This is a genomic window from Spirillospora sp. NPDC052269 (assembly GCF_040679435.1).
Lineage (GTDB): Bacteria > Actinomycetota > Actinomycetes > Streptosporangiales > Streptosporangiaceae > Spirillospora.
The window spans coordinates 167807-190166 of the sequence record NZ_JBFAUU010000010.1 but is presented as its reverse complement, the minus strand read 5'-3'; the positions used below and the strand labels follow the sequence as shown (position 1 = coordinate 190166).

Below are 22360 nucleotides of genomic sequence, written 5' to 3'. Positions count from 1 at the left end.
CGGGGGCTGAGGACCCTGCCGGGCCGTCCGCCAGGCCGGGGACAAGGGCGTTCGGGCGTCGCCCGGATGCCGGACGGGCAGAGAAACGGGGCCGCGGGTCGGGCCGTCCGGGCCCGGAGAGCCCGAACGGCGGGGTTTCCCGGGCGCGATACGCGCCCGCGCGTGTGCGGGCACCGGCCCGGACAGGGCAGGATGGATACATGAGGGAAACCCGAGCGACGGATCACGGGTTGCGCACCGCCATCGAGCGCAGTGGCTACTACCCGGGCCTGGTCGCGGATGCGGTCGAGTCCGCCATCGGCGACGAGCACGTCAGTGCGTACGTGGTCCATCACGAGGCGGCGTTCGACCCCGCCATGGAGGTCCGGCGGCACGTCACCGTGCTGGCGCTGACCGCGAACCGCCTACTGCTCTGCCACACCGACGAGCACCCGCCCGGCGACGGGATGACCCGTCCGCACGCGTCCACCACGACCGAGGCCGTCAAGCTGGACCGGGTCCAGTCGGTCGCGCTCACCCGGGTCGTGCCCGACCCGGAGACCTACGTGCCGGGCATGCCGCCCAGCGAGGTCGTGCTGACCATCGGCTGGGGCGCGATCGCCCACATCGACCTGGAGCCCGCCACCTGCGGGGACGAGAACTGCGAAGCCGACCACGGCTACACCGGCAGCGTCACCGCGGACGACCTCTCGCTGCGCGTGAGCGAGGCCGCCGACGGCGGGGACGCCGTCACCCAGGTCCTGGCCTTCGCCGAGGCCCTGTCAGCGGCCACGGCCCGGTGACCCGCGCGCCCGCCCCGCGGCCCGGCGCCACGCCGGTGCCGCCCGCGCCGCGGTACGGGTCGGGAGCACTGGCGGACCTCACGGCGTCCGTTCTGGGGACGCTCGGGGTTCCGGGGGCGACCAACCCTCTCGGGCTCGCCCAGGTTCCGCGCGTGTGCGTGTTGGTCATCGACGGTCTGGGCTGGGACCTCCTGCGCGCGCATCCGGCAGAGGCCCCTTTCCTGAACTCCATGGCAGACCGGCCGCTCACTGCGGGCCTGCCCGCGACGACCGCCACGAGCCTCGGGTCGCTCTCCACAGGGTTGCCACCGGGAGGGCACGGTCTCCTCGGTTTCCAGGTCGCCGTGCCCGGTACCGGGCGCCTGCTGAACTGTCTCAGATGGCAGGACGACCTGGCGGAGCCCAGCGAATTCCAGCCCGCGCCCACTGTTTACGAGCGGGCGGCCACGGATGGCGTCGCCACGTCCTACGTCGCACTCGGCCTGTACAAGGACACCGGCCTCAGCCGAGCCACCACGCGTGGCGCGACCTATGTCCCCGCGAACGGCTTGGGACAGCTCGTCGCACAGGCCGAACACGCCCTGCGGCAAGGGGACCGCGCCTATGTGACCGTCTATCACGCTGACCTGGATTCGACCGGCCACCAGTTCGGCTGTGCTTCACCCCATTGGCGGCACCAACTCCGCTTCATGGATCTGCTCGCCGAGCGGATCGCTGAGGTTCTGCCGTCCGGGGCGGCGCTGTACGTGACGGGCGACCACGGCATGACCGATCCGATGGACCGGGTGGACGTCGACACCGTCCCGGATCTGGCCGCAGGGATCGCGTTGCTGGGCGGTGACGCCCGCTGCCGCTACGTCTATGCCGAGCCCGGTGCGGAGGCCGACGTGCTGGCCGCCTGGCGCGCGACGGTCGGCGACAGGGCATGGGTCGCGTCCCGCGAGGAGGCGGTCGAGGCGGGCTGGTTCGGGCCGGTCCTCCCGGCGCTGCTGCCGCGCATCGGCGACGTCGTGGCCGTCCCGTTCACCGACCTCGCGATCGTCGCGAGCACCCGCGAACCCTGGCTCGACCGCATCATCGGCATGCACGGGTCGCTGGTCTCGGCCGAGCAACTCGTCCCCCTGGTCGCCGCCGTCCGCGAGTAGCTCGCAGGCACAGGCGGACGGGCTCATGCGCGCGTGCAGGGCTTCCCGGCGATGCTGGATGCTGCTCAATAGACTCGACGGTGTGACGAACCTGCCTTCGACCCTCCCTAATTCGGGCAATCGCGGTCAGACTGGCGATGTGCGCCCTCTCATCGACGTGTCCATGGCGGAACGGCTGCTGAAGCGCGACGGCCACGGGCCCGTCCTGCTCGATGTGCGCTGGCATTTGAACGGCCCGCCCGGCGTCGAGTCCTATCGGAAGGGACATCTGCCCGGCGCGGTCTTCGTGGACCTGGACCGGGACGTCGCTGGTCCGCCCGGTCCGGAAGGCCGTCACCCACTGCCGGAACCGGCCGCGTTCCAGGCCGCGATGCGGCGCGCGGGCGTTTCCGACGATCGTCCGGTGGTCGTGTACGACGACGCCGATTCGACGGCCGCGGCACGCCTCTGGTGGACGTTGCGGTACTTCGGCCATGAGAGCGTCCGCGTCCTGGACGGCGGCTACCACGCCTGGACGATTGCAGGCCACCCCGTTGAGACCGATTGGACGGCCGGCCAAGAGAGCGTGGCGGCCCAGCCGGGCGACTACAGGGTGCGCCCTGGGAGCCTCCCTGTGCTGGACGCCGAAGGAGCCGCGGCCCTGGCGAAGGCGGGTGTTCTCCTCGACGCGCGCGCGTCTGAGCGCTACCGGGGCGAGGTCGAGCCGATCGATCCGGTGGCCGGACACATTCCGGGTGCCGTGAACGCGCCGACCGTCGGGAATGTGGGCGTGGACGGCCGGTTCCTGCCGTCCGAGCTGTTGCGCGAGCGGTTCGCCGAACTCGGCGCGACGGACGCGGTGGACGTCGGTGCGTACTGCGGCTCGGGGGTCACCGCCGCCCACGAGATTCTGGCCCTGCATATGGCGGGCATTCCGGCCGCCCTATATGTGGGGTCCTGGTCGGCGTGGGTTGCGGACCCGACCCATCCGGTCGCCACCGGCGAAGTCTGATCCAGCCGCTGATCATCCGGCGCCGTAGCAGGTGAGGCCGAGAAGCCCAGGGGAGCGCGGCAGTTCTGCCAAGGCCCTGGCCGGGCTCACCCCGGAGGCCATGCGGGCGTGCAGATCGGCCATGAACCGCGGGGACGCGGCGTCGCGCACGGGCGCGGCGCTGGCCACGACCGCTCGGGTGCCGAGCGCCAGCAGCACGCCGACCATGCCGATCACCGCGTCGCCCGCTCCGGCGCGTCCGACGTCACACGCGGAGAGGACGACCGTGCTGGGCGGCGCGGCCAGGTCCTCCAGGTCGTGCACGGTGAGTGGGCCGTCCGCGAGGAGGAGACGCGAGAACATGGGGTTGTCGGCCCGGAATTCGCCGTGAGTGGCCATGTGGACGAGCCCTGCTCCATCCATGGCACGCTGCACGGCTTCGGCGCCCGCTTCGGAGCCCTCCAACGCGAGGGCGCTTGGATGGACGCGACGCAGCATCCGCGTCTCGCGTTCCGCATGATCGAGGCCGGGGCCCGCGACAAGAACCACGCGCGAAGAACTGTGCTCGGGGATCGTGCGCGCGCGTAGCCAAGCCGTCGCCGATGGCACCACCGTGTGGGGACGTCCATGCAACGACGGAAGGACGTGCCAGGGCAGAGCGTGAAGTCTGCCCGTTGGCGCGATGACCAGTTCGGGTACGTCGATGCCAAGCGGCGCTATGAGCTGGTCGTTGAGGGCCCTGGCCGCCTGGGAGAGCATTCCGAGGGCATCCGGGTTCTGCTCGTTCTCGATGAGGTTGCGAAGCGCCGCATGGACGAGCACGACCTGGCGGGATGCGTGCGCGTACGAGCCGAGCTCATGTCGCAGTGGACGGCCGTCCACAAGCGTCACGGCCCACAACGCATCGTCGATGCGGACGAACTGGAGCAGCCCGCGTTCCCCGAGGGCGTTGCTCAGCTCGGATGTGCCAGGAGGGCTCGCCACGGTGTTTCGAACGGATGGTGAGAGGCTGTGCGTGCCCGCGCGTATGGACGACTCCAGCTCAGCCATGCGCTCGGTCAACGCGCCGGCCGGCTCCCCACGGGAGGTCGCGTGCGCATGAGCGCCGCTGAGCATCCGAAGCTCAGAAAGAGCAGCGGCTCGCCGTGGGTCTCTGGGCGGACGCACGGCGACAGGGCGGCGAGCCAACCCGCGGCGGCGTTCGTCGCCCTGCAATAGCTCCCGTGCAGAGCGGGACAGCCGCAGCGCCAGGCAGGTGAGGTCTTCCCCAACACGCGCGGCTCGAGCCCGCAGATCGTGTGCCGCGAACGTGTCGGTGTGATCCGCCAGGACGGAGAGGCCTGACCAGACGGCGGCCAGCGCGCCTCTGAGATCGCCGCGTGACTGCCGCTCCAAAGCCGTGGCATGCCAGGCGACGACACGAAGTGCCGCCGGGCCATGTGCGCGCGTACGAGCCAGCGGCACCAGCAGATGCTCAGCCGGGCGTCCTAGCTGAAGCGCCAGGCGAGCGGCAATGATGCGGGCTTCTGCTGACGCCTCGGACCATCCCGAATTCGCGAGCCGATCAGCCGTGGACGTGGCCGTGCTGAGCAGCATGGCCGACCGCTCGCCTGCTTCCCATCGCGCGCGCAGGAGCAGATGGTCGGTGAGGGGCAACCAGCCGACGCGTTCCTGTCGCATGAACACGTCGGCGGCTTCTCCAGCCCTGATGACGGCCGTCTCCGCGTTGTTGCATGCCAGCTCCGCGTGCGCCAAGAGGAGCAGGCCATCGCCCAGGTCACATTTGTAGTCGTTGGCCCTGGTCTCGCTCACCACTGCTTTGAGCAGCTTGCGGGCTTCACGGGGGAGCCCGGCCTGGATGAGCGTTTCGGCGCGGTCGAATCGGCACTGGGCTGCCCGTTCACCGGTCAGGCCAGGCTCGGCCTTCTCGTACAAGCGCAGGGCTTTCGGGATGTCCCCACGCCGGGACGCCACGAACGCGAGATTCGCCTGCGCCATCGCCGTCTGCTGCCCGAGCCGGTGCTTCTCGCTCGTCTCCTTGGCTTCACCAAGGAGACGCTCGGCCTCGTTCAGTTCCCCGCGCAGGGCCCTGGCGAGGCCGAGATTGGAGAGCATCCCGACCAGAGGAACCGGATCGATCCCACCGCGCAGGTCGGGAAGGGCAGATGCGGCCAGCGTGTCCGCGTCGGTGATCCTCCCTGCGCGCGCGAGGGCGCAGACCGTGTTGGCGGCGAGCCTGTGGGCGTCCGCCCCGTTCAGGATTCCCTGGGCTTGTCCTGCCTCGGCGAGCGCGCGACTGGTGTCGCCACGTGCCGCGAGCAGCCCGACAAGGTTCATCCGGACTTGCGCCACGGCGTACTCGGACGGCCCGGCCAGCGCCAGAGCTCGCTCCAGGCAGGCGATGCCGTCCTCGAGGTCTCCGAGCTCCTTGGAGGCCAGCCCGGCGGCCCTGAGGGCCACCACGAGGTCGGCCGTGTCACCCGACCTCTCGGCTTGCGTGACACGCTCAGCCGCCTTGCGATGGGCCGTGGCCGGATCGGTCGTCGCCAGTCGCAGCAACTCCGGCCCCCCAACGTCATCGGAGAGATCCCGGGGCATGCGGCTCCGTTTCAAGGCGTCGATGGGTTCGGAGGGGCTCAGGGCCTAGAGGCGGATCCAGCTCGTGACCACGCAGGAGGCGTCCGGCAGGTCGAAGACCAGGCTGACCAGTCCCTCCGGGACGGAGGTCAGCGCGAAGCGCCCGGTCTCGTCCGCCCGCGTGGACTGCCCGGAAGCGTTCGGGTGACGGAGTCGGACCTCCGCCACGGTCGCGGGGGCGAGCCTTCCGATCAGGGCCAGATCCTGTCCGGCGCCGGAGACCTCGACCTCGACCGTGTGGCCGGGCGCGTGGAACGTGAGGAGCCGTATGCCGCTCGTGCTGCGCGCCCCCACAAGCTCTCGGTCCTTCTCACCCGTGAGCTCGGCCAGGTCGGCGTTCGGCTCATGCCAGGAGAGCGCGGACCGCCCGGCCGCCAGCACCTCCTCCGGAACCGGATCGAGGTGCTCGAAGGCGGCGCGCAGCTCGTCCAGGAAAGGCTCCTCTTTCATGTGGCGAGCCTCCGACGCAGGTGGGCGAGGCAACGGGTCCGAGCGGATCCGATGCTCCCGACCGGGATGTCTAGGGCGGCGGCCAGTTCGCTGTAGCTGTGAGCAAGCGCGAGCATCCGCAAGAGGTCCTGGCAACGGCGAGGAAGCGTGCGGATCGCATCTCCGACCCGCCCGATCTGCTCGCGCGCGAGCGCGGTGTCCTCCGGCCCGGAAACGAGTTCGTGAACACCCGAGGAGCCGTTTCCTATGGCAGGACGCCGCGACCGCGGCCTGGGGACGTCCGTGAAGCACAGCGGATCCGCCGGAGCCTCGCGCCCACGACGCCTTGCCAACGACACCGCCTCGCGGCGTGCGGTAACGGCCAGCCAATGCGGAACGGCCTGAGGATCACGGACGGCATCGATTCGCTCGACCAGCCTCAACCACGTTGTCTGGACGACGTCACCACAGTCGGCATCGTCCAGACCGCACGAACGCGCGATCGCCCACAGGAGCGGCGCATGGCGACCCACCAGGAATCCCCAGGCGGCCCTGTCGCCGAGCCGTGCCCGCACCACAAGCTCGCCTGACTCGGCCTCCGCCGCATCGGAGACAGGCGGAAGGCGGACATCCCCGGGTGTCGCATGCCCTGCCTCGTCCGCGCGCGGTCGCGGTATCACTTCCTTCTGCGGCTCGCCCGTCATCACCCCAGGAAGAACACGTCCCCTTCCCACCCTTCCGGACAGCGCAGGACGATCATTCAGGGTCACCAGCACTCCTCCAAGAGCCCCCCGGCTGAGCGACGACACTAGAACCGCGCGACGACACGCAGAGTGAACAGAGTGTCACGGTTATCGCATCGCCGCCGTGCTGTGCTCAAGCCCTGATGATTACCCCGAGGTCCGGACGGGTACGGGACGCCGCCGGATCGAGGACGTGATCGGCGGCCGCCACGGCGGGCAGATCCTCGGCCGCCGCCAAGGCCGCGATCTGTCCTGCCACAGCGGGCGCCGCGAACGACGTTCCGCTCCACGTCGCATAGCCGTTGAACTGATCCGGGTCGATTCCGTTGACACGCCCACGCGGCCCGTCGAACCGGACGAAACAGCTCGCCACGTCTACGCCCGGCGCGCTGGCGTCCACCCACCACCCATAGTTGGAGAACCAGGCCCGATCCTCCGCGTGCGCGTCGAGGGCCGCCACGCCGATCACGGACTTGAGCGCGGCCGGCCAGAACGGCCGATCGCCCGCCGCATTCCCCGCGCATCCGACCACGACCGTCCGCCTGCCCAGCATGGCCAACGCGCGCGACAGGACCGGCGACGGCCGATCGTCGAACGTGTGGCAGCCGAGCGACAGGTTGACCACGTCCGCGCCACCCCACGCCGCCAGCCAGTACAGGGCGCGGATCACCCCCAGCTCGTCCCCGACGCCGTCGCCGCCGATGACCCGCCGCGCCCGGATCCGGGCGGACGGCGCGTACCGCAGGACGATCCCGGCGACGAACGTGCCATGCCCGGCCTGCGCGTCCAGCTCGAAATCCAGATCGGCGTCCAGGACCTCCGCGACCTCGGCCCGCTGGTCGGCGAACCACTCCGTCCCCTCGAACCAGGGATGCGGATCCAGTCCGGTGTCCAGAATGGCGACCGTCACCCTGCGCCGGGTCTCGGCCGGCTCGGGCATGGGCACGGCCGCCGTCGCACGCGGCAGATCGGCGGGCCCGCTCCACCACAAGGGCTGGCCATGGACCAGATGGTTGGGGGAGACGCTCAGCTTGCGGTGCCGCCCGTCCCCGGAGAGCTGGGCGGCCAGCTCGCAGACGTCCACTTTCGCGGGCGCGCGCAGCCGAAGCCGTGTGACGCCGTGCTCGTCCTGGCGGGAGTCGTACCAGCGCCGCACCAGATCCTCGGCGGCCGCCGCGTCGTCCCCGGCCACGAGCACCTGGTCGCGCCGCACCAGCGCGGGACGTCCAGCGACCGGCTCCACCACCACGGCGTCCCGATGCCGCGCGAGCAGCCGCTCCAGGCGCGCCTGCTGATCGAACATCCACCCTCACTTCCGTCGACCCGTCAATCCCCGCGCTCATCGTGCCTGATTGGTAGCTCTGGGTAGTCGTTGTTCCAGTTATCCACAAGCGAGCCCCGAGTTGGTGAAGTCCGGATCCCGGATGCCTTACTGGAGATGTGAACGAGAAGACTCCACCGCTTCAGCGGCACAATCCGGGCAACCCGGCCTCAGGGCCGGTGATCCCGGCCGACCGCCGCCTCAGACCGTCCCCATGCCGTGAACGCTCCCCGTCCCTGAAGGCCGGCCCGCACCCCTGCTCCGCGCCCCACCAGTGGACGATCTCTCGCGTCCCGACGCCCGGGGGAGGGCCCTGATGAGCGCCTCCGCCTGGCGGGCCCGCGCCGCCGCTCTGGCCGCCGGCGCGTTCCCCATCCTCGCCTTCCCAAAGGTCGACCTGGGGTGGCTGGCCTGGATGGCTCTTGTCCCGGGGATGCTGCTGCTCGCGAGAGCCCGCACCACTCGTGAGGCCGCCCTCCGGGGCTGGGCCTTCGGCGCGGGCTACCTCATGGCGGCCCTCTACTGGACGCTGCCCTACATCGGCCCGGCCCTCCCCCTGATCGCCCTGGTCTTCGGCGCGCTGTGGGCCCCTTGGGGAGCGGCGGCCCGAGCCCTCATCCCGCGCCATCCGGCCTACGCCCTCCTTGTCCTGCCCAGTGCCTGGCTGACCATCGAACTCGCCCGTTCCCGCCCCTCCCTCGGTGGCCCCTGGGCCGTCTACGGCGCCACCCAGTGGCACCATCCGACAGAGCTCTCCCTCGCCGCCCTCGGAGGCATCTGGCTCATCTCGTTCGCCCTGGTCGCCGCCAACACAGCCCTGACTCTCGCCCTGACCGCTCTCCTTCGTCCCGTCCCCAGCCCCTCACCTCACCCGGCGCCCCACCCCGAGCCGATTGCCAGCGCTCCACCCGAGCCGGAAGGGGTCATCACCCCACCCACTCCCACCCCACTGCTCTCTTCCGACACCCCTGCACAACCCACCCGCCCCCCATCTCCACACACCGAAGCCGCACATCCAGGCAGACCAGAGGCCGTCACCAGCGCCACTGCGGAAGATCGAGCCGAAGCCGAAGCCGAAGCCGAAGCCGAAGCCGAAGCCGAAGCCGACGCCGAAGCCGACGCCGACGCCGAAGCCGACGCTGACGCTGACGCCGACGCCGACGCTGACGCCGACGCCGACGCCGACGCCGACGCCGGGGCCGCTGGTCGAGGACCCGGCACGTGGCGGGGAGCGGTGGGCGGCAGCGGGCGCCGAGGGTTCCTGGCCGGGATGGTCGCGCTGACCCTGGCGATCGCCGCCGTCGGGCCGTTGCTCTTCGCGATGGGTCATGAGCCGGGAACGGCGCGGACGATGCGGGTGAACCTCGTCCAGGCCGGAGTCGAGGACGGCGTCCAGTCGCGGCTGGCGGTGGCGTTCCGGATGACCACATCGGCCCCTCGCGCCGACCTCACCGTGTGGGGTGAGAGCAGTGTCGGCGTCGACCTCGCCCGTGATCCGGCACTCGTCCGACGGCTACGAGAACTCTCCGCCGCGAGCGGTCCCCTCCTGATCAACGAGGACGCCGCGGACGCGCGCGGACGCATCAGCAAGTCGGCCGTCCTGGCGGAGCCGGAGGGGCTTCGAGGCCGGTACATCAAGACACGGCTCGTGCCCTTCGGCGAGTACATCCCCTTCCGGACCGTCTTCGGCTGGATCAGCGCGGTCAGCAAGGCCGCAGGACAAGACCGCATCCCAGGGACGGGGCCGAAGGTCATGACGGCGAGCGGCACGCGCTTCGGCCCGCTGATCTGCTTCGAGTCGGCCTTCCCCGATCTCGCCCGCACCCTCACCCGCCGCGGCGCGGGGGTGATCGTCTACCAGTCGGCGACATCCAGCTTCCAGAACACCTGGGCGCCGGCGCAGCACGCCTCGCTCGCCGCCGTCCGGGCCGCGGAGACCGGGCGCCCCACCGTCCAGGCGGCGCTGACCGGGGTGTCGGCGGCGTTCGACGCGCGAGGCCGGCGGATCGCCTGGTTCGACACCGACCGCCGGGGCGTCGTCACGGTGTCCCTGGACATCCCGCCCACGGCGAGCCGGACGCCGTACGACCGCGTCGGCGACGTCGTCCCGCTCGTCTGCCTGCTCGTCACCGCCGGAGCGATCACCGTCGCGGTGTGGAAGCGCCGTGAGGAGGTGAGAGGGGCCGGAGCGACCAAACGGCGGTGACACAAATCGTCATCCGCATCGGATCGCGGCCGCACTTGAGGTTGGGTTGGAGTGGAGCGTCGCCGGGTGATGGCGGCGACGACGCCCTGGGACGGGAGTTGTGTTGGGTAGCTGCGAGGCGCACGAAAGTGACGGGACCGCCGATGGTCAAGTGACAGACAAACAATGGTCGCGTGGTGGTGCGTCGGGTGTCCATGATGCAGAATGAGGGACGCGGAATCCGTCTCGGGAACGTGCGAGGCCGTAGGGGAAGACGAGCCTCGGTACAGATCCAGGAGGTCCGGTGACCGCACGTGGCGTTTTCTACGTCCACTCCGCGCCACCTGCGCTGAGCCCGCACATCGAGTGGGCCGCCGCAGGTGTTGTCGGCGTACCCGTTTCACTCGAGTGGGCCGACCAGCCCGCCGCGCCGGGCACGCTCCGTGCCGAGCTCCATTGGGAGGGCAGGCCCGGAACCGCCGCGGGGATCACGTCCGCCCTGCGGAACTGGAAGCTGCTGCGCTTCGAGGTCACCGAAGACCCGACCCCGGGCTGCGACGGTGTGCGCTACAGCTTCACGCCGTCCCTCGGTGTCTTCACGGGCATCATCGGGGCCAACGGCGACATCATGGTCCCCGAAGACCGGCTGCGCACCGTCATGGCCAACGCCGCCGTCGGCAAGACCACCCTCGAGCACGAACTCGACCGCCTCCTGGGCACCCCCTGGGACAACGAGCTCGAGCCCTTCCGCCGCGCCGGTGACGGAGCCCCCGTCCGATGGCTCCACGCCGCCGTCTGACCCCCGCCCGAAAACCAAATCCCAGCACCCCGCCCCACGAACGCCCCCCCGCGTCCCGTGGTCACCTCCCCATGCCCCACCACCCGCGCCCCCTCTGCGACCCCCGCCCTAACCCGCCGCGCGCCCCGCGACGTTCCACCCGCGCCCCGCGCCCCGCGACCCGACACCGGCGACGTGCGACGCACCAGCCGCGCCTGTGGCCGGCGCGCCTGCGATTCGCGACGCCCGCCTTGACCCGCCGCGTGGTCCGCGACGTCCACCCGCGACCCGTGACCCGCGGCCCCGCGGCCCGACACCTGCGACGCACCAGCCGCGCCTTGCGGCTGGCGTGCCGTGCGGCTCGCGACGTTCCACCCGTGCCCCGCGACTTTCCACCTGCGACGTGCGACGCACCAGCCGCGCCTTGCGGTCGGCGCGCCTGCGACCCGCGACGCGCGCCCTGATCCGCCATGCGGCCCGCGACGTTCCACCCGCGCCCGCGACTTTCCACCTGCGACGTGCGACGCGCCAGCCGCGCCTCGCGACCCGCGTGTCCCGCGACCCGCGACGCGCGCCCTGATCCGCCGCGTGGCCCGCGACGTCCACCCGTGACCCGCGACGTGCCAGCCATACCCTGCGACGCGCGTGTCCTGCGACGCGCGATGCGCGCCCTGACCTGCGACGCGCCAGCCGTGACCCACGACGCGCCGATTGCGATGCGCGATGCGACGCGCCAGCCGCGGCCAGCCATGCGCCGCCGCGACGCCACGTGCCACCTGCGCCGCGCCAGCCGTGACGCGTCAGCCGCGGCCAGCCATGCGCCGCCGTGCCGTGCCAGCCGTGCCGTGTCGGCCGTGCCAGATGCGTCGTGCGAGCTGCGATGCGCGACGCGTATTGCCTGTGGCCGCTTGGCTTCGCGCGGCCCTGCACGGATGCTCCGGTCGAGAGTGATGGCGCCGCGGTGGCGCTGGTTGTGACGACGTCTCTGTCCGCACACGCCGTTCGGCGGGACATGGCTCCGGCGGTCACCCCGCCGATCGTGGTGAGGGTCCGTCACGCGGCTGCGCTGTGGGAGCGCACGGAGGAGTGGGAGGGCGCTTCGGTGGTGGGCGGAGGCCGATTCGGTCGCCGAGTGTTTCCCTGCGCCTGCGCCTGCGCTGACGTCGACGCGTTTGCCGGTCACGGTGCGTAGGACGTTGCAGATCGCGGGGTGACCGTACATGTTCCGTTCGGGCACGGAGGAGTGGGAGGGCGAAGCGGTGGTGGGCGGGGGCTGATTCGGTTGCCGAGTGTTTCTCTGCGCCTGCGCTGACGTCGACGGCTTCGTCGGTCACGGTGCGCGGGACGGTGCAGAGTGCGGGGTGATCGTGAATGTTCTGCTCGGGTACCTGGGGGGGGTCTGCCGAGTTCGCCACTCGAGGGGCGTCCCGAGGGGACGGCGCTATGGGAGTGGGGGGACTTGTGGCTGGGGTGTCGGAGGGTTTGGGAGGGTGGGGGCGGGAGGCTTCCTGCGTATGTGGGTGTCTGATGGTCTGGAGGAGTCGATGTCCGTTCGTCGGGTCGTGCCGAACTTCCACTCGGGGAGCCTGGAGGCGAGCCGGGAGTTCTATGGGCTGCTGGGCCTCGAAGAGGTCATGAACCACGGGTGGATCATGACGGTCGCCTCGCAGTCCGTCCCGACCACGCAGGTCAGCCTGTACGTGGGGGAGGACAGGACGGCGCCGGTTCCGCCCGATGTGAGTGTCGAGGTGGACGACGTGGACGCGGTCTACGCGGCCGTGCGGGACAGCGGGGCGGAGATCGTGCATCCGTTGCAGGACGAGGAGTGGGGCGTGCGGCGGTTCTTCGTCCGCGATCCCGACGGGCGAGTGATCAACGTGCTCTCCCACCGCTGAGGCCGCGCGTCCCGGGGCCTGTGGCTCTGCCGCGAACTGGCTCGAGAGGCCGGGAGTCCGTAAAGCTGGCAGATGGGTGGGCTCGGGAGGCTGGGAAATCCGCCAGGTGGTGGCGGACGGATGGGGCGGGAACGCGTCGGCCCGGCTCGTCCGGGTTGGGACGGGCCGGGCCGATGACGTGGTGTCAGATCACAGCGCTCGCTTGAAGGCGACGGAGACGTTGTGGCCGCCGAAGCCGAAGGAGTTGTTGAGGGCGGCGGCGGGGCCGTCCGGGATCTTGCGGGGCTCGCCGTGGACGATGTCCAGGTCGACCTCGTCGTCGAGGTCCTCCAGGTTGGCGGTGGGCGGGACGATGCCCTCCCGCAGGGTCAGGATGGTGATCACCGACTCCAGGGCGCCCGCTCCGCCGAGGATGTGGCCGGTCATCGACTTGGTGCCGGTGACGGTGATGTTCTGGGCCGCGTCGCCCAGCGCCACCTTGATGGAGTTGAGCTCGGCGACGTCGCCGGACGGCGTGGACGTGGCGTGCGCGTTGACGTGCACGATGTCCTCGGGCTTCAGGTCGGCGTTGTCCAGGGCCCGGCGCATCGCCTTGGCCTGGCCGGAGCCGCTCGGGTCCGGCAGGACGATGTCGTAGGCGTCGCCGGAGTAGCCGCAGCCGGCGGCGATCGCGTGGATCGTCGCGCCGCGCTTGCGCGCGTGCTCCTCCGACTCCAGGATCATCACGGCCGCGCCCTCGCCGAGGACGAAGCCGTCGCGGTTCTTGTCGTAGGGACGGGACGCCCGCTCGGGCTCGTCGTTGCGGGTGGACATCGCCCGCATCACGCCGAACGAGGCCATCTGGAGCGGGTGGATGCACGCCTCCGTGCCGCCGCAGATCACCATGTCGGCGCGGCCCGTCCGGATCATGTCGATCGCGTACCCGACCGCCTCGGCGGACGAGGCGCACGCGCTGACCAGGGCGTGCGAGCCCGCGGTCGCGCCGTACTCGATGCCGACGTGGCCCGACGCGCCGTTCGGCATCAGCATCGGGACGGTGAAGGGCGAGACCCGCGTCCAGCCCTTCTCCACGTACGTGGCGTAGCTGCTGAGGGCCGAGTGCAGGCCGCCGATGCCGGTCGAGAGCACGACGCCGAGACGCTCGCCGTCCATCTCGAAGCCCTCGGCCTCCGCCTCGTAGCCCTTCTTGGTGCGGTTCTTCAGGCCCGCGTGCAGCCAGGCCTCCTTCGCCGCGATCAGTGCGATGGCCTGGCAGCGGTCGAGCCGCCGTAGCGCCTGCTTCGGCATGACCTCGGACGGCTCGACGGCGAGCTGCGCGGCGAACCGCACGGGCAGGTCCTCGACACCCTCCCAGTCAAGCTTCCGCACCCCGGACTGACCGGCGAGCAGCGCGGACCAGGTCGACGGCACGTCTCCGCCGAGCGGGGTCGTGGCACCGAGGCCGGTCACGACGACGGTGGTCTTGTTGCTCATGGTGTGAGTGCTCCTTGCGTTACTGGGGGGTGGCGACGGCGCGCCGACGGAACCTCGCGGTCCGTCCGGGGTGTCGGCGCGCCGTGGCCGTGCGGCGACGGCTGGCCGTCATCGCGAGGACGACGGGTCGCCCCGCCCGCGAGGCGATCGGATCGCGCCGCGGGCTGGGCGGAACCGGTCGTCCCCATGGGCGGGACGGCTGGTCGCCCGGCGGACGGGTCAGACGCTGAGCTTCTGGACGAAGTCGATGACGTCCTGCACGGTCTTCAGGTTGCGCAGCTCGTCGTCCGGGATCTCGACCTCGAACTTGTCCTGGGCGGCCACCGCGATCTCTACCATCGACAGGGAGTCGATGTCGAGGTCGTCGATGAAGTTCTTCTCCGGGGTGACCTCCGCCTTGTCGATGCCGACGATCTCGTCGATGATCTCGGCGATACCGGCCAGAATCTCCTGCTCAGTGGCAACTGCCATGATTTCGGTGTCTCCTTTTGTGGGTTGTCCAGAACGCGGGCGGGCGCCCGCGGCTACGGAATCTGGATGACTTGGGCAGCGTAGGACAGTCCGGCGCCGAACCCGATGAGCAGGGCCGGAGCGCCGGACGGCACGTCGCCGCGCTCGATCATGTGGGCGAGGGCCAGCGGGATCGAGGCCCCCGAGGTGTTTCCGGAGTGCGTGACGTCGTCGGCCACGACCGCATTGGACGCCTTGATCCGGCGCGCGATCAGGTCGATGATACGAAGGTTGGCCTGGTGGGGGATGATCGCGGCCAGGTCGTCCGGGACGAGCCCGGCCCGCTCGATCGCCTCGAGCGCGGTCGGCGCGATGGCGGTGGTGGCCCAGCGGAACACCGCCTGCCCCTCCTGTGAGATGTACGCCTTGCGGTTCTCGATCTGGATCCGCTCCGGCTGGCTGCCGTCGCTGCCCCACACGACCGGGCCGATGCCGGGCGTGTCGGACGGTCCGACGACGGCGGCGCCCGCGCCGTCCGCGAAGATGATCGCGGTCGACCGGTCCGTCCAGTCGAGCCACTGGGACATCTTCTCCGCGCCGATGACCAGCACGTTCCTGGCGGCGCCGGTGCGGACGGCGGCGTCGGCGGCGGCGAGCGCGTAGCAGAAGCCGGAGCAGGCCGAGTTCAGGTCGTAGGCGCCGGGCGCCTCGATGCCGAGGCGGTGCGCGACGGACGGCGCGTGGCTCGGCATCGGCGCCTCGGCCGAGCAGGTCGCCACGATGACCAGGTCGATCTCGGAGGGCGCCAGCCCGCTCGCGGCCAGGGCCTTGCCGCCCGCCTGGACGGCCATGTCGACGATCGTCTCGTCGTCCTCGGCGATCCGGCGCTCGACGATGCCGACGCGGCTGCGGATCCACTCGTCGCTGGTGTCCATGACGGCGGCGAGGTCGTGGTTGGTGACGATCTTCGCGGGCTGGTGGTCGCCGAACGCCAGCACCCGGGAACCGGGGCGGATCGGCTCGGCGCGCAACGTGACGCCGGTCATGAGGTGTGGGCCTTGATCAGCTCGCGGGCCTTGTCCAGGTCGTCCGGGGACTTCAGGGCGAGCAGCTCGACGCCCTTCAGCTCGCGCCGGGCGAGGCCGGTCAGGGTGCCCGCGGGCGGGAGTTCGATGATCGCGGTGACGCCCAGCTCGCGCATCGTCGCCATGCACGCGTCCCAGCGGACGGGCGCGCTGACCTGCGCGACCAGCCGGTCAAGGTACTCGCGTCCGGACGCCACGACCGCGCCGTCCCGGTTGGACAGCAGCGTCGACTCCGGGTCCCGGACGGACGCGCCGGGCGCGAGCCGGGCGAGGGTCTCGACGGCGGGTGCCATGTGCTCGGTGTGGAACGCGCCGGCGACCGCGAGCGGACGCAGCCGCGCCTTGGCGGGCGGCTCGTCCGCGAGGGCCTCGAGCTGCGGCATCGTTCCGGCGGCGACGACCTGCCCGGCGCCGTTGACGTTCGCGGGGGTGAGGCCGTGCTTGTCGATCACGGTGAGCACCTCGTCGGCGTCACCGCCGAGCAGCGCGGTCATGCCGGTCTCGGTGACGGCCGCGGCCTCGGCCATGGCCCGGCCGCGCTCGCGGACCAGCACCAGCGCGGTCTCGGGGCTCAGCACGCCGGAGATCGCGGCGGCGGCCAGCTCGCCCACGCTGTGCCCGGCGACGGCGTCAGGCCGTCCGCCCTCGGGGAACAGCTGCTCGTAGGCGGCCAGCGCGGCGGCGACCAGCAGCGGCTGCGCCACCGCGGTGTCGCGGATCTCCTCGGCGTCCGCGGTCGTCCCGAAGCGCACCAGGTCGAGCCCGGTGACCGCGGACCACCAGGCCAGCCGGTCCGCGACGCCGGGCACCTCCAGCCACGGCTCTAGGAAACCGGGGGTCTGGGCGCCCTGCCCGGGCGAAGCGAGGAGAATCACGCGATCCAGCGTGCCGGGTGCGCCACCCCCCTGCCGATGCGGAAGCACACGAACTTTGGTCCGGACGCTTTGTACGACCCCTACAACCCCGAACCCGGACACACCGCCCGGAGGGCGGTCGTCCGGTCAGGAACGGGCGGGGCGGCGGGAGAATCGGCCGAGGGCGAGGGCGATGCGGAGGGTGAAGGCGTTGCGTCCGTCGGTCGGCGCCAGGCCGGTCAGCTCGGTGACGCGGCGCAGCCGGTACCGGACGGTGTTGGGGTGGACGAACAGGAGCCGTGCGGTCGCCTCCAGCGACGAGCCCTGCTCCAGATAGGTCGTCAGGGTGTCCAGGAGGGGCGCGCCCGCGTCGCACATCGGGTCGTAGACGTGGTCGACGAGGTGGAGGCGGGCGACCTCGTCGCCGTCGAGGGCGCGCTCGGCGAGCAGCTCGTCCGACGGGACGGGGCGGGGCGCGTCCGGCCAGCCGGCGGCGGCGCGCAGCCCCGCCAGCGCGGACCGGGCGGACAGCGGGGAGTCGTAGAGATCGCCGACGGTCGGGCCGACGACGACCGGGCCGGGACCGCACTTGGCGGCGATGTGCCGGGCCGCGCCCAGCGCGTCCTCGGTGCCGCCGATGACCACGACCACCCGGCTGCCCTGGACGCCGGCGAGCGCGTCCACCCGGGCGCGGCGCGCGGCCAGCTGCATCTGGTCGATGGTGACCTCGGGCTCCTCGTCCTCCGGGGTGATGCCCGCGATCACCGTGACCGGCTTGGCCGTCCAGCCGAGGGCGGCGGCCCACGAGTGCATCCCGTCGTCCACCTCGCCGCGCAGGACGGCGTTGACGACCAGGGCCTCGAGGCGGGCGTCCCACGCGGCGCGCGTCTCGGCGGCCTGCGCGTACACCTGCGCCGCGCCGAACGCCACGTCCCGGGTGTAGCGCAGGATCGCCTCGCGGAGCTGCGCCTCCCCGCCGGGCGCGGCCAGCTCCTCCAGCCGGGTCTCCACCACGTCGATGATCACCCGGACCATGTCGATGGTGTGCCGCAGCTTGATCGACCGCATCAGCTCCCGCGGCGCCGTCCCGAACACCTCCGCGGCGATGGCGGGCTTGGCCGACTCGCCGCTGCCGAACCACTCCACGAACGCCGCGATCCCGGCCTGCGCGACCAGCCCGATCCACGACCGCTGGTCGGCCGGCATCCGCCGGAACCAGGGAAGCTGCTCCTCCATACTGGCGAGCGCCGCCGTGCCGAACGTCCCCATCGCCTTCTCCAGGCGCTTGGTGGTCTGCTCGCGGAGCGCCGCGTCGCTGGTGCTGTCCACCCGTCCAGAGTGCCACCTCGAACGTGATGAATCGGCCCCGCCACCCCACCCGAACTCCCCGGCAACCCCCGTACCGGTGAGTAACCCCCAAGGTCGGCCCCCGCCCGGCCGTCCGCCTACCAGCCCTCTCCAGCCCCCCGGCCAGCCCGACGCTCTTCACGCCGAGAGCCAGGCCCCACCCACCCAGCCCTCCACAAGATCGCCTGCTCGACCGCCGCGCAGACCTGCCCCGGCCCATCGGTGTCGTCCGTGCGCCCAGCTCTTCCGCGTCGTCCGGACTTGCCCCGGCATGTTTGCGTGGTCTGGACCCGCTCTAGTCCATCTGCATTGTCTGTGCCCCCAGCTCATCCGCGTGGTTGGGATCTGCCCCAGTCCATCCGCGCCATCCGTGCGCCCAGTTCATCCGCTCGGTCCGGCATATTCGCGTTGGCCTGGACTCGCCCCAGTTCATCCACGTTGTCCGTGCCCTCGGCTTGTCCACGTTGTCCGTGACCTCGGCTCGTCCGCGTGGTCCGGACTTGCCCCGGCTCGTCCGCGTGGTCCGGGCCTGTTCCGGCTCATTCGTGTCGTCCGGGCCTGCCCTGGATCGTCCGCGTCGTCCGGAACTGCACCAGCTCATCCGCGTGGTTCGGACTCCGGCCCAGGTGGGGGTTGTGGGTCAGGCTTGGGCGACGTCGGTGGGGCGGCCCAGGGCGATGTAGGTCAGGTTGCGCAGGGACGGGGAGTTCGGGGCCAGGTAGTCGCTGTGGCCGACGCGTCCGGCCTGGAAGACGCGGGCGCCGAAGTCGCGGGAGACCGGGTCGGGGCCGAGGCCGAGGCCGAAGATGCGGACGTGGGGGACGTCCTCCATCCAGTCGGTGGCGCCGCGTCCGGCCCAGACGCGGGCCGTGGTGCCGAGGGAGGCGGCGGTCCAGGCCGTGGTGCCGGGGCTGCCGAACAGGGCGATGTCGGAGACCTTCCGCCAGGCGGGGCCGCCGGGGCCCTTGCCCTCCATGGCGGCGCGGCCGCAGACGACCGAGCCGTAGCTGTGGCAGAGCAGGCCCACCTGGGCGGACGGGTTGGCCCGGTGCATGCCGACGAGGAACTGCCGTAGTTCGCGCGCGCCGCTCTCGGCGCGGGTGTCGGTGAGGACGTCGCTGCTGAACGTCCGCGGGGCGGCGTAGCCGAGCCAGGCGACGACCGCGAGGTCGCTGCCGGGGGAGAGCCGGCGGGCCTCGTCGTAGACGGCGCGGGCGCCGCCGCCGGGGGACGCCCAGGTGCGTCCGGCGCGGGTGTCGAAGCCCGCGATCGTGGAGTCGGCGCCGGGGACCAGGACCGCGACGCGGCGGGCGTGCGCGAGATCGCCGACGACCTCGACGGCCTGGCCGCGACCGCGCGGGTCGACCGACAGGAAGTGCCGGTCGGGGCGGAGGAAGGCCGTGAGGGCGCGGGCCCGGTCGGTGTCGCCCACGTCGCGGGCGGTCTTCAGCGCCTTCTCGATCGTCAGCCGCTCGGCCGCGTAGCGGGCGTCGAGCGTGCCCGGCGACAGCATCGGCGCGGGGCCCGGCTTGGCGTAGGGGTCGGCGTGTCCGGTTCCGGCCGTGGTGAGCAGCACGCCGCCCGCGAGGACGGCGCAGGCGGCCAGCCGCCGCAGGGGATGCCTGCGGCGGTGGGGGCGTCCGGCCGTGGTGCCGTCGGCGGACTGCTCGTGAGAAGACTGCGGCGTCTCGGAAGACTGCGGCATGGGGCCCTTCTTACCGGACGCCGCTCAGTGCTCGGTGCATCCGGTGCTCGTCCTGCGTGTTCCGGACGCCCCTTCCGGGGCGCCCGCTCTCTTGGTGAGATGTACCGGACGGCTCATCGGTTGGGTTCGGATGTGCCGCTCGAGCCGATGCGCCAGGGACCACAGGCCCGCCAGGGCGGCGGCGAACACGGGGATCCAGACCAGCCGGTGGACGACCCACCCGGGATGATCAGGCGCGTCGAGCAACCCTGGGACCGTGCCGGTGATCCTGGTCACAAGAGCTGAAACGGCCAGCAGCGCGGATTGGTGCCAGAGGAAGACGGTCATCGCCGAGAGATTCACCATGGCGACCCCCGCCCACAGCACCGGACGGCGCATCAGGCGGGTCAGCGGCCCGCGCAGAAGGAACGCCGCGCCACATTGCGCCAGCCCGAACGCGACGGAGGTGAGCGTCGGCGGTGACAGGTTCGAGACCGCCTGCCCCGGTACCCCGACCATGCTCGCCGGGTACCCGCCGAACACCACGAGTGCGACCGCCGCCGCGCCGCCGCCGATCAGCAACCCCAACGCCGCACGATGCCCACGAAGCCACCCCGACCACGCCGATAGCGCCTGCCCACGCCCGGGTATGCGGGTTCGGAGTGTGTGGGTTCTGCGTGTGAGGGGCTCGGGTGTGAGGGGCTCGCGTGTGGGGGGCTCGGATTGGGATGGCTGGGGTGTGGATTGGGATGGGTGGGTTGCGGGGTGGTGGCGAGGGTGGGGAACGCGCGCAGCCGCCAGGGAGGAACCGTCGCGGTGGGTGGCGAAGGAGCCTTGTGCCCAGGCCGCTCCCAGTGTGAAGGGGACGAGCCACGCGGACGCGACGGTGATCCAGCCGATCCACTGCGGCGCGCCCAGGCCGAACCGGGCCAGATCGACCGACGCTGTGATCGCCACCGGAACCGCCGCGCTCCAGGCGCCCCAGCGGCGGACGGCCTTGACCACGACCGGAGTGAGGGCGGTGAGCCCGAGGAACACCAGCAGGAACCACAGCGGATCCAGGACCAGATTGATCAGGGTGACGATCGTCCCGTTCGGGTACCCGGCCAGGATCATCACCGGAACGGCCGCGGCCCACACCGCCAGCAGCGCGGAAACCGGCGTCACCAGCCGAACGAGCCGCCGGCCGAACCATGCCCGATAGGAGCCGCCGGGTGATGGACAGCCGCGGGCGGCGGTGTAGCCGCCCACGAGGAAGAAGATCGCGAGGGTCTGGAAGAGCCAGCTGATCGGGTCGAGGGCGGGCATGGAGGCCAGGGGGCTGGCGGTGTGCAGGACGCCGCCGGTGTCGACCAGGGCGGTGACCAGCCAGTGGCCGAGGACGACGCCGAGGATGGCCAGGGCGCGGAGGGCGTCCACGGCCCGGTCGCGGGTCTCGGGGGTGGTCGCCTCGATCACCGTGACCAGGCTCGGCCTGTCCTCGGACAGGCGGCGGTAGCGCTCGGCGTGCCAGGCGGGGAGCGCGGGTTGCTCAGCCATGGGTCACCTCCGCCTCCTCGCGCAGGGCGATGCGGGTGAGGTTGGCCAGCGGGGTCGACCCCGGCTTGAGGTAGGCGCTGTGCGGGCCGCCCCCGGCGGCGAAGCGGCGGGCGCCGAACGCGGACGACAGGGGGTCGCGGCCGAAACCGATCCCGAGCAGCCGGACGTGGGGGACGAACTGCATCCAGTCGCCGGACGACCGGCCCGCCCACACCTGCGCGGACGGGAAGATCTGCCGCGCCGAGCTCGCCGTGGTGCCGGGGCTGCCGAACAGCGCGACCTCGTCCACCGGCAGCGGCCCGGCCTTGCCCGCCCGGCCGCAGACGACCGAGCCGTAGCTGTGGCAGAGCAGGGCGATCCCGGCGCGTCCGTTGAGGCGGCGGACGTCCGTGACCAGCGCGCGCAGCGCGGTGGCGGCGGTGCGGGCGCCGTCGTCGGTGAGGACGGCGGTGCTGAGCGTGGACGGTGAGGCGTAGCCGAGCCAGGCGATCACCGCGAGCCGGGCGCCGGGCGCCTCGCGGCGGGCCTGTCCGGCGATGGACCGCGCGCCGCCGCCCGCCCACTTCCAGGAGTCGAAGTTGGTGAGCCGCCCGTCCGCCCCGGGCACGACGACCGCCACCCGGTCGGCGTGCGCCAGGTCGCCGGTCACCTCGACCGCCCGGCCCGAACCCCGCGCGTCGAAGGACAGGAAGGTGCGGCCGGGCGCCAGGAAGCCCGCCAGCGCCCGCGCGCGGCCCCCGTCATGCGCGCGCTCGGCGGTGGCGTGGGCGGCCTCGATCTGGGCGTGGACGGCCGCGTACCGCGCGGGCAGCGTTCCGGCGCCGGTCAGGCCCGGCAGCGGACCGGGCGCGGCGTACGGATCGGGGACGTGTCCGGCCGCCGCGGTCGAACCGGCCACGGCCAGCACGGCGACGGCCGCGGCGCTCCGGCGTCCGATGATCCGCATTCTCGAGATCCCTTCCTGAACAGTGCTTCACCACTGATCAGGAAGGTAGGAACCGGCGTCTGTAACGGGGATCAACCGGCGGTGCCGTCTTCCCACG

General features: G+C 71.9%; 18 protein-coding genes. 6 read left to right on the top strand and 12 right to left on the bottom strand.

The features are described 5' to 3' along the window. Window positions 1-200 precede the first annotated feature (200 nt). From AB0L06_RS22710 to AB0L06_RS22700, 3 genes are all read left to right on the top strand, one after another. Window positions 201-782, top strand: a complete 582-nt coding sequence (locus AB0L06_RS22710) for a DUF5998 family protein (RefSeq protein WP_500233057.1) — start codon at window positions 201-203, stop codon at window positions 780-782. Continuing rightward, window positions 779-1927: an alkaline phosphatase family protein gene (locus tag AB0L06_RS22705; protein ID WP_500233056.1), complete on the top strand. Its 1149-nt coding sequence runs from the start codon at window positions 779-781 to the stop codon at window positions 1925-1927. The genes AB0L06_RS22710 and AB0L06_RS22705 overlap by 4 nt, the downstream gene beginning before the upstream one ends. A 139-nt stretch (window positions 1928-2066) precedes the next feature. Beyond that, on the top strand, window positions 2067-2918 hold the full coding sequence (locus AB0L06_RS22700) for a sulfurtransferase (protein ID WP_500233055.1): 852 nt from the start codon (window positions 2067-2069) through the stop codon (window positions 2916-2918). Between the two features lie 12 nt (window positions 2919-2930). Here AB0L06_RS22700 and AB0L06_RS22695 read toward each other — a convergent pair whose 3' ends face one another. From AB0L06_RS22695 to AB0L06_RS22680, 4 genes are all read right to left on the bottom strand, one after another. Further along, window positions 2931-5495: a CHAT domain-containing protein gene (locus AB0L06_RS22695; protein WP_500233054.1), complete on the bottom strand. Its 2565-nt coding sequence runs from the start codon at window positions 5493-5495 to the stop codon at window positions 2931-2933. 45 nt (window positions 5496-5540) lie between these two features. Further along, window positions 5541-5984, bottom strand: coding sequence for a hypothetical protein (locus AB0L06_RS22690; RefSeq protein ID WP_500233053.1), 444 nt, complete (start codon window positions 5982-5984; stop codon window positions 5541-5543). After that, complete coding sequence (locus AB0L06_RS22685) at window positions 5981-6733, bottom strand: RNA polymerase sigma factor (RefSeq protein ID WP_500233052.1); 753 nt, start codon at window positions 6731-6733, stop codon at window positions 5981-5983. Before AB0L06_RS22685 ends, AB0L06_RS22690 begins: the two co-directional genes overlap by 4 nt. Before the next feature lie 106 nt (window positions 6734-6839). Next, the gene (locus AB0L06_RS22680) at window positions 6840-8009 is read right to left on the bottom strand and encodes a S8 family peptidase (RefSeq protein ID WP_500233051.1); all 1170 of its coding nucleotides are present in this window, start codon (window positions 8007-8009) and stop codon (window positions 6840-6842) included. A gap of 334 nt (window positions 8010-8343) precedes the next feature. On the opposite strand from AB0L06_RS22680, the gene lnt reads away from it, so the two are divergent. The 3 genes from lnt (at window position 8344) to AB0L06_RS22665 (ending at window position 12885) form a co-directional block, all read left to right on the top strand. Beyond that, a complete protein-coding gene (gene lnt / locus AB0L06_RS22675; RefSeq protein WP_500233050.1) occupies window positions 8344-10233 on the top strand; it encodes an apolipoprotein N-acyltransferase in 1890 nt (629 codons plus the stop codon). 283 nt (window positions 10234-10516) lie between these two features. After that, window positions 10517-11011 (top strand): DUF3145 domain-containing protein, encoded by a 495-nt coding sequence (locus AB0L06_RS22670; protein ID WP_122193557.1) that lies wholly within the window; start codon window positions 10517-10519, stop codon window positions 11009-11011. A gap of 1523 nt (window positions 11012-12534) precedes the next feature. Beyond that, on the top strand, window positions 12535-12885 hold the full coding sequence (locus AB0L06_RS22665) for a VOC family protein (RefSeq protein WP_500233049.1): 351 nt from the start codon (window positions 12535-12537) through the stop codon (window positions 12883-12885). 189 nt (window positions 12886-13074) lie between these two features. Here the strand turns inward: AB0L06_RS22665 and fabF are convergent, their stop codons facing one another. The 8 genes from fabF to AB0L06_RS22625 form a co-directional block, all read right to left on the bottom strand. Next, window positions 13075-14358: a beta-ketoacyl-ACP synthase II gene (fabF, locus tag AB0L06_RS22660; protein ID WP_500233048.1), complete on the bottom strand. Its 1284-nt coding sequence runs from the start codon at window positions 14356-14358 to the stop codon at window positions 13075-13077. Between the two features lie 219 nt (window positions 14359-14577). Then, on the bottom strand, window positions 14578-14829 hold the full coding sequence (locus tag AB0L06_RS22655; protein WP_500233047.1) for an acyl carrier protein: 252 nt from the start codon (window positions 14827-14829) through the stop codon (window positions 14578-14580). A 53-nt stretch (window positions 14830-14882) separates the two neighbouring features. Beyond that, window positions 14883-15854: a beta-ketoacyl-ACP synthase III gene (locus AB0L06_RS22650; protein WP_500233046.1), complete on the bottom strand. Its 972-nt coding sequence runs from the start codon at window positions 15852-15854 to the stop codon at window positions 14883-14885. Further along, a complete protein-coding gene (locus AB0L06_RS22645) occupies window positions 15851-16768 on the bottom strand; it encodes an ACP S-malonyltransferase (protein ID WP_500233045.1) in 918 nt (305 codons plus the stop codon). The genes AB0L06_RS22650 and AB0L06_RS22645 overlap by 4 nt, the downstream gene beginning before the upstream one ends. A gap of 126 nt (window positions 16769-16894) precedes the next feature. Continuing rightward, window positions 16895-18076 carry a PucR family transcriptional regulator gene (locus AB0L06_RS22640; protein WP_500233044.1) on the bottom strand — a complete coding sequence of 394 codons (1182 nt, stop codon included), beginning with the start codon at window positions 18074-18076 and terminating at the stop codon, window positions 16895-16897. Window positions 18077-18734: 658 nt separating this feature from the next. Then, window positions 18735-19799 (bottom strand): alpha/beta hydrolase, encoded by a 1065-nt coding sequence (locus AB0L06_RS22635; protein WP_500233043.1) that lies wholly within the window; start codon window positions 19797-19799, stop codon window positions 18735-18737. 24 nt (window positions 19800-19823) lie between these two features. Beyond that, entirely contained in the window at window positions 19824-21317 is a 1494-nt protein-coding gene (locus AB0L06_RS22630) for an acyltransferase family protein (protein WP_500233042.1), read from the bottom strand. After that, window positions 21310-22263, bottom strand: coding sequence for an alpha/beta hydrolase (locus tag AB0L06_RS22625; RefSeq protein ID WP_500233041.1), 954 nt, complete (start codon window positions 22261-22263; stop codon window positions 21310-21312). The genes AB0L06_RS22630 and AB0L06_RS22625 overlap by 8 nt, the downstream gene beginning before the upstream one ends. Window positions 22264-22360: the final 97 nt, after the last annotated feature.

What these genes read in the sequence shown, in the direction of transcription:
- AB0L06_RS22710 (WP_500233057.1), top strand. Translation starts at nt 201, where the DNA reads ATGAGGGAAACCCGAGCGACGGATCACGGGTTGCGCACCGCCATCGAG.
- AB0L06_RS22695 (WP_500233054.1), bottom strand. Translation starts at nt 5,495, where the DNA reads ATGCCCCGGGATCTCTCCGATGACGTTGGGGGGCCGGAGTTGCTGCGA.
- AB0L06_RS22690 (WP_500233053.1), bottom strand. Translation starts at nt 5,984, where the DNA reads ATGAAAGAGGAGCCTTTCCTGGACGAGCTGCGCGCCGCCTTCGAGCAC.
- AB0L06_RS22680 (WP_500233051.1), bottom strand. Translation starts at nt 8,009, where the DNA reads ATGTTCGATCAGCAGGCGCGCCTGGAGCGGCTGCTCGCGCGGCATCGG.
- lnt (WP_500233050.1), top strand. Translation starts at nt 8,344, where the DNA reads ATGAGCGCCTCCGCCTGGCGGGCCCGCGCCGCCGCTCTGGCCGCCGGC.
- AB0L06_RS22665 (WP_500233049.1), top strand. Translation starts at nt 12,535, where the DNA reads ATGTCCGTTCGTCGGGTCGTGCCGAACTTCCACTCGGGGAGCCTGGAG.
- fabF (WP_500233048.1), bottom strand. Translation starts at nt 14,358, where the DNA reads ATGAGCAACAAGACCACCGTCGTCGTGACCGGCCTCGGTGCCACGACC.
- AB0L06_RS22655 (WP_500233047.1), bottom strand. Translation starts at nt 14,829, where the DNA reads ATGGCAGTTGCCACTGAGCAGGAGATTCTGGCCGGTATCGCCGAGATC.
- AB0L06_RS22650 (WP_500233046.1), bottom strand. Translation starts at nt 15,854, where the DNA reads ATGACCGGCGTCACGTTGCGCGCCGAGCCGATCCGCCCCGGTTCCCGG.
- AB0L06_RS22635 (WP_500233043.1), bottom strand. Translation starts at nt 19,799, where the DNA reads ATGCCGCAGTCTTCCGAGACGCCGCAGTCTTCTCACGAGCAGTCCGCC.
- AB0L06_RS22630 (WP_500233042.1), bottom strand. Translation starts at nt 21,317, where the DNA reads ATGGCTGAGCAACCCGCGCTCCCCGCCTGGCACGCCGAGCGCTACCGC.
- AB0L06_RS22625 (WP_500233041.1), bottom strand. Translation starts at nt 22,263, where the DNA reads ATGCGGATCATCGGACGCCGGAGCGCCGCGGCCGTCGCCGTGCTGGCC.